This window comes from Paenibacillus sp. FSL R7-0312 (genome assembly GCF_038004445.1).
In the GTDB taxonomy this organism is placed as follows: Bacteria; Bacillota; Bacilli; order Paenibacillales; family Paenibacillaceae; genus Paenibacillus_AQ.
The window spans coordinates 6,559,442-6,574,793 of the sequence record NZ_JBBORE010000001.1 but is presented as its reverse complement, the minus strand read 5'-3'; the positions used below and the strand labels follow the sequence as shown (position 1 = coordinate 6,574,793).

The 15,352-nt window shown below is 50.2% G+C and carries 9 protein-coding genes; 5 read left to right on the top strand and 4 right to left on the bottom strand.

Features of this window, described 5'->3' with window-relative positions:
- The first annotated feature begins 5 nt into the window (after positions 1 to 5).
- From MKX70_RS28620 to MKX70_RS28600, 5 genes are all read left to right on the top strand, one after another.
- Positions 6 to 1,112 carry an ABC transporter ATP-binding protein gene (locus tag MKX70_RS28620; protein WP_042234715.1) on the top strand — a complete coding sequence of 369 codons (1,107 nt, stop codon included), beginning with the start codon at positions 6 to 8 and terminating at the stop codon, positions 1,110 to 1,112.
- The gene (locus MKX70_RS28615) at positions 1,109 to 2,764 is read left to right on the top strand and encodes an ABC transporter permease (RefSeq protein ID WP_042234717.1); all 1,656 of its coding nucleotides are present in this window, start codon (positions 1,109 to 1,111) and stop codon (positions 2,762 to 2,764) included. The genes MKX70_RS28620 and MKX70_RS28615 overlap by 4 nt, the downstream gene beginning before the upstream one ends.
- A 125-nt stretch (positions 2,765 to 2,889) precedes the next feature.
- Complete coding sequence (locus MKX70_RS28610) at positions 2,890 to 4,605, top strand: sensor histidine kinase (RefSeq protein ID WP_340841356.1); 1,716 nt, start codon at positions 2,890 to 2,892, stop codon at positions 4,603 to 4,605.
- Positions 4,577 to 5,407: a response regulator transcription factor gene (locus MKX70_RS28605; protein ID WP_340788645.1), complete on the top strand. Its 831-nt coding sequence runs from the start codon at positions 4,577 to 4,579 to the stop codon at positions 5,405 to 5,407. The genes MKX70_RS28610 and MKX70_RS28605 overlap by 29 nt, the downstream gene beginning before the upstream one ends.
- 376 nt (positions 5,408 to 5,783) lie before the next feature.
- Positions 5,784 to 11,384 (top strand): Ig-like domain-containing protein, encoded by a 5,601-nt coding sequence (locus MKX70_RS28600; protein ID WP_340841709.1) that lies wholly within the window; start codon positions 5,784 to 5,786, stop codon positions 11,382 to 11,384.
- 131 nt (positions 11,385 to 11,515) lie between these two features.
- On the opposite strand, the gene MKX70_RS28595 is transcribed toward MKX70_RS28600, so the two are convergent.
- The 4 genes from MKX70_RS28595 to MKX70_RS28580 are packed head-to-tail and all read right to left on the bottom strand — an operon-like array spanning position 11,516 to position 15,339.
- Entirely contained in the window at positions 11,516 to 12,517 is a 1,002-nt protein-coding gene (locus MKX70_RS28595; protein ID WP_340841355.1) for an ABC transporter ATP-binding protein, read from the bottom strand.
- Entirely contained in the window at positions 12,517 to 13,299 is a 783-nt protein-coding gene (locus MKX70_RS28590) for an ABC transporter permease (RefSeq protein ID WP_042234727.1), read from the bottom strand. Before MKX70_RS28590 ends, MKX70_RS28595 begins: the two co-directional genes overlap by 1 nt.
- Before the next feature lie 28 nt (positions 13,300 to 13,327).
- On the bottom strand, positions 13,328 to 14,146 hold the full coding sequence (locus MKX70_RS28585) for an ABC transporter permease (protein WP_042234729.1): 819 nt from the start codon (positions 14,144 to 14,146) through the stop codon (positions 13,328 to 13,330).
- The gene (locus MKX70_RS28580) at positions 14,146 to 15,339 is read right to left on the bottom strand and encodes a serine hydrolase domain-containing protein (RefSeq protein ID WP_340841354.1); all 1,194 of its coding nucleotides are present in this window, start codon (positions 15,337 to 15,339) and stop codon (positions 14,146 to 14,148) included. The genes MKX70_RS28585 and MKX70_RS28580 overlap by 1 nt, the downstream gene beginning before the upstream one ends.
- Between the last annotated feature and the right edge of the window lie 13 nt (positions 15,340 to 15,352).

Sequence of the window (15,352 nt, the reverse complement as noted above, 5' to 3'; positions counted from 1 at the left end):
ATAACATGAGCGTTGCGATATCCTTCAAGGACATTGTCAAAAAATATGGCGATACTACCGTTATCCCCGAGCTGTCTTTGGATATTCAAAAGGGTGAGTTCTTCACCCTTTTGGGTCCTTCAGGCTGCGGGAAGACGACACTGCTGCGGATGGTGGCCGGCTTTAACAGTATTGAAGGCGGGGATCTCGGCTTCAATGATAAAGTGATGAATAACGTTCCACCGGGCAAACGGAATATCGGAATGGTATTTCAGAATTATGCGATCTTTCCGCATTTAAGCGTATCCGAGAATGTTGCGTTCGGGCTGCAGAACCGTAAAGTGGGCAAAGGAGAGTTGCAGCGAAGAGTGGAGGAGATTCTGGATACGGTGCAGATTGAGGTATACAAAAACAGAATGCCTAAGAATTTGTCAGGCGGTCAGCAGCAGCGTGTAGCGCTGGCGCGGGCCATCGTTATTAATCCTGATGTGCTGCTGATGGATGAGCCGCTCTCTAATCTGGATGCCCAGCTGCGAGTGGATATGCGCAATGCCATTAAGCGGATTCAGCGCGAGGTAGGAATTACTACGGTATACGTAACGCATGATCAGGAAGAGGCGATGGCAGTATCCGACCGGATCGCGGTTATGAAGTCCGGCATCATCCAGCAGGTGGGAACACCACGGGATATTTATCAGCGCCCCGCCAATCTGTTCGTCGCTACATTCATCGGACGGACCAATGTAATTGAGGCGAAGCTGGAGAATGGAGCTGAAGGCGATGCGGTTCTTCGTATTGGCAGCAGCTACTTACTGGCGGTGCCGGGGCTGCCGGCAGAATTAAAGTCTGCTGGAGCATCGGAGGTTAAAATTTCAGTCCGGCCGGAGGAATTTGTGCTGTCAGAGGACGGTACAGGCCTTGCCGGGACAGTTGTGAACAATGTTTTTCTGGGACTCAATACGCATCTGGTCGTAGCGCTTGAGAATGGACAGGAAGTGGAAATCATCCAGCAGTCGGCTTCCACTGAAGTGGTGGATATTGGCCGGAAGGTTGCTCTCGCTATACTTCCGGGAACGGTCAATGTCTATGATGCGTCCGGGGAACGTAATCTGAACCGGGGGCTAGGCTCATGAGCGGCCGCATGAAGCGCTGGGACATCTGGTCGCTGATTACCTTCATTATTTTTGCCGGATATCTGGTGTTTCTGGCCTTGCCTCTATTCATGCTGCTGATTAAAAGCTTCTTTGACGGGACAACCGGCGAGTTCTCACTTGCCTACTTCCATAAATTTTTCAGCAAGGCCTACTATATGAACGCTGTATGGAACAGCATTAAGGTGACTGTAAGTGTTACGCTGCTGTCTATCCTGGTCGCCGGACCGCTGGCCTACATTATGACCATTGCCAGAATCAAAGGCAGCGCTACAGTGCGCATTCTGATCTTAATCTCGTCCATGTCCGCTCCGTTTATCGGCGCGTATGCCTGGATTCTGCTGCTGGGACGCAGCGGGGTGATCACTAAATTCATGTCCACTGTATTCGGCTTCAGTATGCCTGACATTTACGGCTTCTCCGGCATTCTGCTGGTGCTGACGCTCCAGTTGTCTCCGCTCATCTTCATGTACGTATCAGGGGCGCTGAAGAATGTGGACAACTCCCTGATGGAAGCAGCGGAGAGCATGAATTGTACGGGTCTGCGTAAAATGTGGAAAATACTCGTGCCGCTGATTACGCCTACGCTGCTGGCCGGAGGATTGCTGGTCTTCATGCGGGCGTTCGCGGATTTCGGCACACCGATGCTGATTGGCGAAGGGTACCGAACTGTACCTGTGCTAATCTTCAATGAATTTATCAGTGAGGTTGGGGGAGATGACGGCTTTGCTGCAGCGATCAGTGTAATTGTAGTATTGTTCGCAATCACCGTGTTTCTGCTGCAGAAGTACGTTGCGAACCGGAAATCCTACAGTATGAGTGCCTTGAACCCGATTGAACCGAAAAAGCTGAAGGGAATCGCCAATCTGGCGGCACATGCCTACGTATATCTGTTCACGTTATTGGCTCTGATGCCTCAAGTCTATGTTGCTTATACTTCCTTCCTGAAGACCTCGGGCAAAATATTCGTCGACGGTTACTCCCTGGACAGCTACCGCGCGGCCTTTTCCAAAGTAGGAGATTCCATTTATAACACCTTCATGATGGCCAGTATCACGATTGTCATTATTACGCTGGCTGCGGTACTGATCGCTTATGTCACGGTGAAGCGCAAAGGAGCGGTTGCCCATGTCCTGGATACCTTCACGATGCTGCCTTACATTGTACCTGGCTCCATTCTGGGGATCGCGCTGCTGGTTACCTTCAATAAGGAACCACTGGTACTGAGTGGTACTTCTGTCATTCTGATTGCTGCTTTTGTGATCCGGCGGCTGCCATACACGATCCGCTCCAGTGCCGCCGTGCTCCATCAGGTGAACGACAGTATTGAAGAGGCGGCGATCAGTCTGGGGGCATCCACCATGCGGACCTTCTTCAAGATTACCGTGCCGATGATGATTTCCGGTGTATTCGCCGGGGCGATCATCAGCTGGATCAGCATTATTACGGAGCTTAGCACCTCTATTATTCTGTATACAGGGAATACCCGGACGATGACAGTTGCTGTGTACACCGAGGTTATCCGCGGCAATTATGGGGTTGCTGCTGCCTTATCGACGCTGCTGACGGCGATCACTGTGGTTTCACTGCTGCTGTTCTTCAAGCTCTCCGGTAAAAAAGAAGTAACCATGTGATTGAAGACCGGTTCCGCGTAAGCGGTACCGGCTTTTGTCTATCAGGCTTTTGCCGATATTTTGCAAGGTATCCCGATTCCGGCTGCCCGTGTATGATAGTAGGACTAATGAGAGGGGGAGGCACAATGGCTAAAAGGAGCTTCAAGGATTCGCTGCGCAGGCTGTTTCTGCTGCACACCCTTGTGCCGATTTCCATTCTATTTGTGCTGTTCCTGATATTTATGATGATCAATTCGCGGTTTCTGCTAATCAACCAGACAACGGATGCGGGTAAAAAAATCAAATCGGCGATGGAGGAAGTCTACAGCTCTTACGTTAAGGAAATGAATGAAGCAGCAACGCTGGATTCTGTTGTTGCATTTACAGGATCACGGACTCAAGGCCCGGAGGTATTTGAGCGGTTCTATGACTTCAATAACCGCCAGCAGGTGAAGAGCATCATGTATATCATAAGTGCGGACGGAAATATCATGGCATCGTCTGCCAACTATAACTCCGAACCCTCTGATCTTGCACTGCAGGCGATTGCCCGGCGGATGCATAATCAAGGTCTGGAGGAGTTAGCCGAGACTAACCATATCCGCTTCTCGCATGACCGCTACACAGCATATTCGTTTGCCAGAGAAATACGTGAAGGCGGAGTTGTGCTAGGTTATCTGATCTACCAGCTGTACGAGCTGGATCTGCAGAAGCTGATCTTCGTGCAGAACAACGAAATCGCCGTGGTAACCGACCCTTACCGGACCATCATTGCTACTACAAATAATCTGACCCAGGGGCTGATGAACAAATACAGCCTGGCCAGTGATTCTAAGGGATACGTATGGATTGATAAAGGAAAGTACTACAGTAAAGAAACATACATACCGCTGTCGCAATGGCGTGTTTATACTTTAAGTGCCGCTGAAGGGAATCGCAGCGCCTATTGGTCTCTGGCGGTATTTTTTGCAATGGCCAGTGTGCTGCTCTGGATTGTCATTCAATATTCTGCCCGCATTATCTCTACACGCCAGTCGAGGGCTATAGACAAGCTGATCTATGCCGTCAGAGAGCTCCAGTCCGGCAATATGGATTCCTATGTTTACATAGGGACGGGTGATGAGTTCGAGACACTGGCGAGCCAATACAATCAAATGCTACAGCGTCTGAATGAGCTGATCACCCAGAACATCGAACTGTCCGATCTGCGCAGAGTGATTGAAGTGAAGCATTTGCAGTCGCAGTTTCATCCGCATTTTATATTCAATGTACTGGAGACGCTCCGTTACGCCATTGTCGTGGACAATAAGCTTGCCCAGGATATGGTGCTTACACTATCCCGGCATCTGCGCTACAGTATAGGCAATGAGCGCGACCATGTCGTGCTTGGGGATGATCTGGAGTATATTGCAGGCTACATGAAGCTGCAGCAGATACGCTTCAAAGACAGGCTCCACTATAGGGAAGAGGTGGATCAAACGGCCCGGACGGCACTTGTCCCCAGACTGATGCTGCAGCCGGTAATTGAGAATACAATTAAATACGGCTACCGCCAGCGCCAATCTGTAGCGGTTACAGTAGTTGGCTGGGTAGACGGAACGGATTTGATCATCGAGGTAAGGGACGATGCCGGAGGAATGAGCAGGGACCGGCTGGAGGAAGTGCGTGCTATTATGAGGTCGCAGGATAACCGGGCCCCGCATATCGGCCTGCATAATCTGCATCGGCGGCTTGTGCTGATGTATGGGGAACGTTACGGTATTCAGATTGACAGCACTCAGGGGGAAGGCACAGCCGTTACATTTAGATTGCCATTCCGGAAGGAGGAGACGGATGTTCAAGGTGCTGCTGGTCGAGGATGAAGAGATGATCCGCAAAGGGCTACGCTTTACATTTGATTGGATGGGAGCCGGCTGCGTGGTTGTGGGTGAAGCGGAGAACGGTGAGGAAGGGCTCCGCCAGATTGCGGATCTGCGCCCCGATATCGTGATCGTTGATGTCAATATGCCGCTTATAGATGGGATTTCCATGATTGAACAGAGTGTGGAGGAAGCAGATTGCAGCTATATCATCCTGTCTGGGTATGATGAATTCAGGCTGGCTAAGGACGCCATCCGGCTGGGGGTTACCGAGTATCTGCTGAAGCCGCTGGAGCAGGAACAGTTATTAGCTGCACTGGAGCGGGCCAAAAGCCAGCTGGAAATGAAGCGGCAATACACAGCAATGCTGACCTCGGGTGGCGGAAACGGGGAAGCTCTCCAGGCATCCATCGTTAAGCTTCCCGGCAAGTCCTCCCGTTACGTGTCCAGGATGATCCGGTATGTCCAGGAGCATTATGCAGAGAAAATCGGGATCAAGGATCTGGTGGAGAGCCTAGGCGTTAGTGCTACCTATTTGAATCAGAAGTTCAAAAGCGAAACGACCTATACCTTCAATGATTTCCTGAACCGTTACCGCATCCAGAAAGCGATGGATCTGCTGCGCAGCGGTGAGGATAAGGTGTATGCCATTGCAGCAGATGTAGGCTATAAGGATTACAAATATTTTATTGCAATCTTCAAGAAATACGCAGGATGTACACCCAGCTATTATCAGGAACGGTACGGACTCGGAGAAGAGAATATGGATGCAGCCAGTGGTTCAGACATGAAAAACAGGAGCTAATTCAGCCTTACGTTTAACAGGGATATTTGATGTACGATAAAAATTGCGCATGTGAGCGAAAGCTCCTTGCGTTTTTTTGTTTTAGACATTTTTTTGAGGGGGGACAGGGTTTTTTCGTTTTTTTGAGAAATTACCCGTATGTAGGACCTGATGAAGCGGTTTTTGTCGAGAATTGTTAAGAGTTTGTTTAGAGCTGTCTGATAGAATGGACCGCAGATATGAAAATTTCTATTTAGCTTTTAATTGTTTTTTGTCCGCGGATACGCAAGATGAAGGGAGAATGCGGGAGCTAAGGGAGCGTATACAAACTGCAGCAAAGCTTGCTATACAGCGGACGGAAAATGATGAATGAATAAGGGGGAGCGATACATTGTTAATGAGCAGGGGATTGAAGAAGTATTTCGCGTTGTTACTCGTAATCTGTTTATTTGTGACAGGAGCATTGCCCGCATCTGCAGGTACGGAGAATACAGCTCCGGTAAGCTGGGAGAACCTCAGCCCGCTGCCAAGCGGCAACAAAGTAAATGGAGTAACTATAGGCGCAAATACAGTCGTTGTGGTAGGTGAAGGAGGAAGCGTGGGTACGTTCAGCAACTACACGACCTGGGCGATCCGTAATTCAGGTGTAGTTAATGACTTGAACGATATTATTAATATAGGCTCAGGGGCTAACGCCAAATTTGTTGCTGTAGGCGACAAGGGAACCGTCATAACGTCTACAGATGGTACATCCTGGACCACTCAGACTACAGGCATAGCTGAAAGCATATCTGAAAACTTGAACGCAGTTGTTTACAGCGGCAGCAGTTTAGTCGCAGTCGGCGATTCAGGCAAAATAATTACGTCCAGCGATGGCGGCATCACTTGGGCTGCATCAACCTCAGGGGTTAGTGTGGATCTTAACGCTATTGCTTATGGTGACAGCAAGTTTGTAGCTGTTGGCGATGGCGGGGAAATTATTAACTCTTCGGATGGGCTGGTCTGGACGCCGCAGACCTCCGGTTCTACTAATGATTTGAACGGCATCGGCTATGGCGGCAATGTGTTTGTTGCGGCCGGAGCAGATGGGGAAATATTAAGCGCCTCGAACACTTTGGGTACATGGACAAAGGGGACAAGCGTTCTTACAGAAGATTTCAATACTGTATCTTATAGAAACAACAGATTTTTCATTGCCGGCGATGCAGGCAAACTGATATATTCAGCCACCGGAACGAGCGGTTGGAGCAGTTCAGTTTCAGTAGCCGGAACTACGGATAATCTGATGAAGATTAAGGCTACCGATTTTGGTTATTTTATCGTTGGCTCAGAGGGTTCTGTATTTTTCGCGACAGCGAGTACTGGCGGAACGAGCAGCTGGGAAAAATTCAGCTCCCCCACCTCCAGTGCACTGAAGACGGTAACTTACGCCAATAATACCTATATTACCGTTGGTACGGATGGATTGATCGGCACTTCCACCGACGGTAAGGTCTGGTCGAAGGTTGCTAGCGGCACTACTAATGCTATTAACGGCATTGCTTACGGCAACAGCAAGTTCGTAACGGTCGGCTCGAACGGCCAAATCCTGACCTCCAGCAACAACGGTACTAGTTGGGCAGCCGGAACCTCGGTGGACACGATTACGCTTAATGGTATTGTTTACGGCAGCGGCCTTTTTGTTGCAGTAGGCAATAGCGGGAAAATTGTAGTGTCTTCAGACGGAGTCAACTGGGCGAGGATCTCCGATAGTAAGACCTTGAATCACTTAAATGCTGTTACCTATGGCAACGGCAAATACGTGGCTGTAGGTGCTGGCGGTACCATCGTAACTTCTTCGAATGGAGCGGAGTGGAAATCGGAAGATTCCAAAACGAGTGGTAAATTGTTGAACGGCATCAGCTACGGCAGCGGTCTATTCGTGGCGGTCGGCGCGTCCGGAACGGTCGTAATCTCTGCGGATAGCTCGAGATGGTCGGTCAGAACCATTGACGGACAAGTGAATCTGAATGGAGTTGCATCCGGCAGCGGCGTATTTATGGCAACGGGAGACAGCGGGAATGTCTACTATACCGCTGATCCAAGCCAGACTTGGCACCCTGAGACTACAGGCACGACTAAAAAACTTAATGGCATCGGGTTTATTGCCGGGCAAGATCGTTTTATCGCAGTCGGTGACCTCGGCGTGATGATTGTTTCCTATCCGGTTCTCAACATTCCGCGGGTTATAAGTCAGTCTCCGGAGATATCTGAGAAAGATATAGCCATCGATGCTGAGCTGGTTCTGACATTCAATCAGAAGGTGATGGCAGCCAGTGGTAACATTAACATTTACAAAGCTTCGGACATGTCAGCTCCGGTTGAAACCATCCCGGTGGACGACAGCATCAGGGTAACCGTACAGAATAATACTGTAACGGTTAATCCGGAAAAGGATTTGGATAAAGGGACTAAATATGCAGTCACAATTGACAGCGATACGTTCTACAACGAGAGTGAAAGTGGGAATGTAGCGATTGAAGGTGATGACTGGAGCTTTACGACAGTAGCCGAGCTGGATGAAACTGCTCCAACTGTAACTACTTATTCTCCTGATAAGGGAGAAACGGGAGTAGCCATTGACACGGATCTGACGCTTACATTCAGCGAGGATGTAACGAAGGAGAGCGGTAATATTGAGATTTACAAAAGCGCGGATGACATTGTTCCGGTAGCGGTGATTCCAGTTAATTCTGACTATGTAACGATTCTTGATAAGGTGGTAACAATTAATCCTGCTGATGATTTAGTATACAGTACAAGCTACTTTGTGAATATTGGAGATGGTTCATTCATTGATCCGGCAGGCAACTATTATGCCGGAATCATGGACAGCGAGACCTGGCAGTTTACAACAGCCGAGGCGCCGGATACTACACCACCGGTGATGAGCTCTTATTCGCCTGAGGATAGAGCAACGGAGGTTGCCGCTGGTGCGAACCTGACCCTTACCTTCAGTGAGAATGTAACCAAAGCAGAAGGCAGTATTGAAATCTATAACAGTGCGAATAGCAATACCCCGGCTGTGACCATTCCTGTGACTTCCGAAATTGTAACGGTCCAAGGCAATGTGGTAACGATCAATCCGGAGGATGAGCTGGGCTACAGCACAAGCTACTTTGTGAAGATCGGGCCCGGGGCATTCAAAGATACGGCCGGCAACAATTATGCTGGCATCGAGAACAGCACAACCTGGCGTTTCACAACAACAGGTGAACCGGATACGGCTGCACCAACCGTAAGCGCGTATTTACCTGCTAGCGGTGCAACAGGTGTAGGCGTTGAGGCCGATCTTGTGCTTACCTTCAGCGAGAATGTAGCGGCGGGTGAAGGCAGCATTGTGATCTACAACAGTGCGTCAGACAAGTCGGTAGCTACGATTTCTGCCAGTGACCTGACCATCCTGAATGAAGTAGTGACGGTTAATCCGGCAGACAATCTGGAGTATGGAACAAGTTACTTTGTTCAGATCACGGACGATGCATTCACAGATACATCGGGCAACTACTTTGCAGGTATCTCTGACAGCACAACCTGGCAGTTCACAACAGTTGCTGCGCCAGATACGACAGCACCAACAGTAACCGCGTTTTCGCCTGAGCCTGGGGCAACGGAAGTGGGGATTGACGCCAATCTTACCCTTACCTTCAGCGAGAATGTAACGGCAGGGGAAGGTAACATTGTGATCTACAATAGTGCGAATAATGCCCAGGTAGCTACAATTCCCGCTGCTTCCGGAAATGTAACCACCCATAATCATGTAGTGACGATTAATCCGGCTGACGATCTGAAGTATAGTACAAGTTACTATGTACGGATTGGAACCGGGGCGTTCCAAGATACTGCAGGCAACAGCTATGCTGGCATCACCGGCAGCGGAGTATGGAACTTTACAACAACCGGTGTACCAGATAGAACCTCACCAACGGTGAGCACGTATTCTCCGGAGCCTTGGGCAACGGAAGTAGCTCTTGGCGCTAATCTGGTTCTTACCTTCAGCGAGAATGTAAAGAAAGCGGAAGGCAGCATTGAGATTTTCAAAAGCACAGATGAGATTCATCCGATAGTGACGATTCCCGTCACATCAGACATCGTAACGATTCAGAATAATATTGTAACTATTAATCCGGCTGACAATCTGGAGCATGGTACAAGCTACTTTGTCCGGATTACAGAAGGCGCATTTAAAGATAACGCAGGCAACAGCTTTGCCGGTATTGCAGGCATCACAGCCTGGCGGTTTGTGACAGCAAGCGGGCCTGATACAGCAGCGCCGCTGGTGACAGCCTATAGTCCGGTAGACAATGCGACCCAAGTATCCACATCCGCTGCGCTCTCATTGACCTTTAACGAGAATGTATTAGCCGGGGATGCCAATATTGAACTTGTGAATGCGGCGGATGATATGATCGTAACGACGATTAAAGCGGGTAATCTGGCGCTTGTCACCATTATGAATGCTACCATCAGCATTAATACAGGCGGTCTATTGAAGCAGGGCGGCAGCTATTATGTATTGATTCACCCGGGTGCATTTACTGATGAGTCAGGGAACAGCTTTGCGGGGATTGCGGATAAAACCGTCTGGAACTTCTCAACCGTTCCTGTACCCGTCACGCCAACTGATCCTCCCGCATCGGGTTCTGGAGGTTCCGGAGGAGCGGCTCCTGCAGCAATACCGACGCCGGGCACACAGACCGAAACCATTAATCTAAATGTTGAGAACGGCTCAACCCAAGGCTCCAACGTATCCTCCGTTGTCGTTAGCCGCACGAAGGATGCAAATGGTGTGAAAAGTGATGTTATTACGTTCGCATTAGATCAAGCGCTCAGAGCGATTAATGAGCTTAAGGCGGCTGGTTCCAATATTGCCAGAATCATCGTTCCTGATGCCAATGATGAGGTTGCGGAAACTAGACTGACGATTCCAGCCGCTTCCAGCAAGGAATTTGCCGATAATCAAATCAGTCTGGACATCTTCACGGTTAATGCTGAAGTGAAGGTGCCGGGAAGCTCTCTGGTTGGGTTTGGTACAGATATTTACTTCAACCTGGTACCCTTAAAAACGCAGCAGCAGAGTGCAGATGCTGGAGCGCGTGCAAAAGCACAGGTTCAAAGTCTATCCGGCGGTGGGGCGGTGACGCTGGTAGGCCGTCCGGTAACGATTGATACCAATCTGCAGAGCCGTCCGGTGACGCTGGTGTTGCCGATTAACAACACTTCGTTAACTGCAGAACAGCTGAAGGCACTGGCGGTCTTCATTGAGCACAGCGACGGCACCAAAGAACTGGTTAGGGGTGAAATTGTACCCTTCGGCCAAACCGGCAAGTCCGGGATTCAATTTAATGTCAATAAATTCAGTACATTTACAGTGGTTCTTGCACAAGATCCTGCGGTACAAGTGAAGGCTTATATGACGGGTTACACTGACGGCACCTTCCGGCCGGGCAAGAGCATTACCCGTGCAGAGATGGCCAGCATCATTGCCCGTACCTTCAACCCGTCAGCCAGTACTTCCGGCGCTGCATACACAGATCTTGCTGCCGGCCACTGGGCAACAAATGCAATTAATCTGGTGAGCAGAAGCGGTATTATGAAAGGTTACGCTGACGGCAGCTTCAAACCAAACCAAACGATCACCAGAGCCGAAATGGCGACAATTCTGTCCCGTCTGGTTACTAACGGTCAGGGGAATGCAGTCAGCTTCAGCGATATTGCCGGCCACTGGGCACAGGCAGCCGTTGAAATGACGGCCAAAGCGGGCGTGATCACCGGTTACGAGGATGGAACCTTCCGTCCGAACCAAACGTTAACCCGTGCGGAGGCCGTAACCATCGTCAACCGTGCCCTGGGCATCACTCCGCTGACAAGCGCGGCACCGCGATGGTCCGACGTCCCTGCGCAGTACTGGGCATTCGGCAATATCCAAGCGGCATCGGTGGATCACACAGCAGAATAATCAATACAAAAACAGCCCTTCCTGTCCGTCTGCTGACGGGGAAGGGCTGTTTTATATTCGCAATACATAAGCCATGTGTTCACCAACAAAATTCGATATTCTAAGAAGCTGCGCTTTTGTAAATGTAACACTCAGGCGTTAATCCCACCTTCATTCTCATAGATATTCATGACAACCTGCTGAATGGGCAGCTCCTTGACCGAGATGTCGGAGAAGCGGTGCTTCCGGGAGATATTCTCGATGAAGTCACTGATAGAAATCCGTGCTGTATCCACTTCAAGCGTAATCTGAAAGTCAGACGGCCGTTCGATGACCTTGGTGTAGGTGTTGTCGAAGTCAGTGTCCTGTGCAGATTCTACAAAAGTAAAACTAACCTGTTTCTTCTCCCCCAGGAAAAGCTTCAGCTGTTGAAGCGAATCATCAAATACCTTCTCCCCATGGTTAATGACAATCACCCGGTGGGCAAGCTCCTCCACATCCTCAAGATCATGGGTGGTCAGGATACAGGTCATATTCTGCTTCTTATTCATCTGCTGGATGAATTCACGGATTTTGACCTTGGCGATCACATCGAGTCCAATGGTCGGCTCATCGAGGAACAGAATATCCGGACCGTGCAGCATCGCCATGACGAATTCACATTTCATGCGCTCGCCGAGAGAGAGCACGCGGGTAGGCTTTTCGATCACATGGGCAATATCCAGCAGCTCCGTCAGCTCGTCCAGACGATTCTTGAAATCCGGAGTGCTGATTCCGTAGATCGCCTTGTTCATGTTGAAGCTGTCAATCGGCGGGATATCCCAGATCAGCTGGGATTTCTGGCCGAAGACGGCCCCGATTTTGCCGACATAATGTTTCCTGTCCCGGGCAGGGGAATATCCAAGCACCTGAATTTCTCCGCGGGTCGGATACAGCGCGCCGCAGAGCATTTTGATCGCTGTGGATTTACCTGCTCCGTTGGGACCCAGAATACCGCAGATTTCCCCCTGCCCAATGGCAAAGCTGATATCGTTAACAGCGTTGACCACGACTTCCTCGCGCTGGAAGAAGCTCCGGAAGGTCTGTCCCATGCCTGCGCCCCGCTTATAGGTTGTATATGTCTTGGTCAAATGCTTCACATCAATAACCGGCATTACCCGCCAACCCCCTCGTACAATCTGATCATATGCCGGTACACCCATATGCCTGCCGCCAGAAATAAGAAGCAGGGCACAATAGCCGCGAAATCACTGGCCTGCACCCGGCCCAGCAGAGCGGAAGCAGGCAGGAAGCCCACCATCCCCACAGGAATGATCAGCGTGGCCACAGCCTGCACGGCCTTCGGGAATACGGGCAGCGGATATTTGCCGACATGCAGCACACTGTCCGCAAGCTCAGAAATTCGCGAATTGCCCACCCATTTGAAGGACATTGCAGCCATCATCAGGGATAATCCGGCCAGGACTGCCGTCCCGGCGATGAACATCCCGGCAAACTGCAGCCAGGATAAGAACGGAATGGTGCCTACATGTGCAGCTGAGAAGATGAATAGTGCAACACCGCCCAGAAACAGGCCGACACTTTCGGTAGAAAATGTAGTGGCCACAATAAAAAACAGCGGATTCAGCGGTTTGAGCAGAATCACCTCGAAGCTGCCTTCACGGACATGCGACATGGTAGTCCAGAGAACACCGCCGAATATAAGGCTGGAGAGGCCGCTGGACATGGTGAATACAGACTGGATCAACAATACTTCATACAAGCTCCAACCGGGGAAGCTGGTGCCAGCCCTGTAAATAAGCAGGGTTACCAGCGGAAAGAGAATGTTGCCAACCAGTGTAATCAGACTGCTGACGATGAAATTCATCCGGTAGGCCGCGGCCGACTGAACGGCGGAGTACATGCACTGCTTATAAACATCCAGATACCGTTTCATGTTGAGAACTGTCCTTTCATCGGGGCATTCACGCACCGACAGCAGTGAATTGCTTCATAGCCTGGCGGCGGATGACCTCGTTAAGTCCGAAGGTAATTAGCACAGCCACAGCCTGCATGCCTACAGCCTGCGGAATGGACAGCTCAAGGCCGCCAAGCGAATAATGGCCGGTGAATACCATTGCCGGCATGTAGGCGATGTATTGGAACGGCAGGAAGAACTGGATCACCTGAAGCCAGTGCGGGAAGAAGTCGAGCGGAATGAGCGCCCCTGAAAAAATAGCCGACACCAGCATAAACGCGCTTCGTATTCCGCCCGACTGCACAAGCCAAAACGAAGTCAGGCCAATTGCATAATTCACATAGAAATTCATCAGAAAGGCAAGCAGCACAGACAGTAATGTCCATGGGAAGCTTGCCGGCCGCATATCAATTCCAAAAATAAAAATGAAGATCAGCAGGCAGGGCACAAATTCAAACAGGAAGCCGAGAAAGCGGTGCCCGATCTTCTGGAACAAGGCGAAGGAACGGTGATGAATCGGACGCAGATGAAAGGTGAGAAACTTACCGGTGCGCACAAGCATGGACAGGTTCCAGTCGGCAAAATCCATAATCAGGTAGCCGATAAGTGCAGTAGCGCCGAAGTAGCGGATCATCTGGGGGAGACCGATACCACCGAGGGTAGCGTGATCTCCATATACCGCCGTCCAGATGAAATATTGCACCATGAAATACACGGGGCCGACGATAACGGACACCATGGAATGGGTGCGGTAGGCACTCCATTCTTTGTAGGTTACTTCTGCTACTGAGCGGCAAATCAGCCAATTATGCGTAAGGCGGTTCATTAAATAAGTCCAGACCAGATAATATTGGTCACATTGAACAACGCCTCTGCGTACCAGTTATCATCGGTGAAAGGCACGAACCATACCGCGGCAAGCTGCTCAGTGGGGTCAATAGCCATACAGCAGGCTCCGGCACCTTCATGAAAATAACTGGAATCTGAGTAGAGGAAGGCGGGACCTCTTCTCATATCGAGACCAATGCCATAGCTCCGGTCTTTGACATCGTTTCCCCAGCAGTAATCAGGCACTCCGTATAAAGTACGGGTTGTGATTTTCTCGACTGCCTTACGGCCGATGATCCGTGTATCACCTAGCGTTCCCATGCCCAGGAGCATATTGGCGAACCGGATGAGGTCAGCCGGTGTAGAGACCAGGCCCCCACCAGTACTGGAAACCATTTCCCACAGACTTTCTGCTGGAGAGACTTCAGGCTGAATACCATGAATCAGGTCATGTAGCCGCTTTTCATACTGTTCGTTTCTGATAATGAAGCGTGCAGCCAGCTCCGGAGTCGGTTCCCACATCGTATCCTTCATCCCCAGCGGCTGCAGAATCTGCTCTTCTATGTATTGTTCAGCGGGTATGCCTGTGACTTTCTTAATGATCTCACCGAGGATACAGAAGCCGAATGAGCAGTATTGCCACTCCTCGCCAACCTTTTTATTAACTCCGCAGCTCAGTGCGGCTGTGATCCAGTCCGGCTCACCATCCGCAGGTTTGTATTGATCGAAATACTCTCCGATGAGTTGCCAATAAGATTTGTGATACGGAATCAGGTTGTCCGCACAGTCGGGAAATAATCCTGAGGTATGAGTCAGAAGACTGTAGATATCGATTTTGCTGAAGGGTCCCACATTAAATGGCTCCAAGATCGTGCCGACAAGGGTGTCGAACCGGAGAAATCCGTCCTCGACCAGTTTGGATATGCCTACTGAGGTAACGGCTTTGGTGATAGATGCGATGTTGTGGGCGGTTGTCGATAAAAGCGGTTCCGTCTGGTCTTCCCGGTAAGAGAGCGGACCAATGGCACCATGCATAAACGTCTTGCCATATCTCGAAACGCAGTAAGACGCAGCCTGGATCTTGTTGTCATCGATCAGATTCTGGAAATGGGTGTGCAAAACGCCGATTCGTGAAGCGTCATAACCTACCTCTGCCGGTGAGCAGTCGGCAATGCCTGGAGTGTACAGCATAAATTAAGCCTCC

Excerpts from the sequence above, each read along its gene's own strand:
- MKX70_RS28605 (WP_340788645.1), top strand. The coding sequence starts at position 4,577 with ATGTTCAAGGTGCTGCTGGTCGAGGATGAAGAGATGATCCGCAAAGGG.
- MKX70_RS28615 (WP_042234717.1), top strand. The coding sequence starts at position 1,109 with ATGAGCGGCCGCATGAAGCGCTGGGACATCTGGTCGCTGATTACCTTC.
- MKX70_RS28620 (WP_042234715.1), top strand. The coding sequence starts at position 6 with ATGAGCGTTGCGATATCCTTCAAGGACATTGTCAAAAAATATGGCGAT.
- MKX70_RS28610 (WP_340841356.1), top strand. The coding sequence starts at position 2,890 with ATGGCTAAAAGGAGCTTCAAGGATTCGCTGCGCAGGCTGTTTCTGCTG.
- MKX70_RS28585 (WP_042234729.1), bottom strand. The coding sequence starts at position 14,146 with ATGAACCGCCTTACGCATAATTGGCTGATTTGCCGCTCAGTAGCAGAA.
- MKX70_RS28590 (WP_042234727.1), bottom strand. The coding sequence starts at position 13,299 with ATGAAACGGTATCTGGATGTTTATAAGCAGTGCATGTACTCCGCCGTT.
- MKX70_RS28580 (WP_340841354.1), bottom strand. The coding sequence starts at position 15,339 with ATGCTGTACACTCCAGGCATTGCCGACTGCTCACCGGCAGAGGTAGGT.
- MKX70_RS28600 (WP_340841709.1), top strand. The coding sequence starts at position 5,784 with ATGAGCAGGGGATTGAAGAAGTATTTCGCGTTGTTACTCGTAATCTGT.
- MKX70_RS28595 (WP_340841355.1), bottom strand. The coding sequence starts at position 12,517 with ATGCCGGTTATTGATGTGAAGCATTTGACCAAGACATATACAACCTAT.